Here is a 254-nt window from a genome sequence, read left to right as displayed (position 1 = left end):
TGCCGAAATTATGCGTAATGGTGGTTGGGATTGGGATAGGTCTCCATTAAGAGTAATTGATATTGATGGGCAATTAGTCTCTTATGATAATAGGCGATTAGACGCAGCTCTAGAGGCCGGATTAGATAAGGTTAAAGTTATTAGGATTGACCCTAATGCTCCTCATCCTGACTCATCTACTGGAAAAACATGGTTGCAAAAATTTCGAGAGAGATTTAGAGACAGAAGAAATATAAAGGCCGGTGGAATAGTAC

General features: G+C 39.8%; 1 pseudogene. It reads left to right on the top strand.

Annotated features, from left to right (window positions below):
• A pseudogene (locus ACLJNW_RS26790) lies at nt 1-254 on the top strand (type IV secretion protein Rhs); the annotation flags it as partial.

The organism is Salmonella sp. SAL4457 (assembly GCF_046548235.1).
Classification (GTDB): Bacteria; Pseudomonadota; Gammaproteobacteria; order Enterobacterales; family Enterobacteriaceae; genus Salmonella; species Salmonella enterica.
Note: the sequence above shows the minus strand (reverse complement) of the source record. Positions and strands in the feature narration are given on the sequence as shown.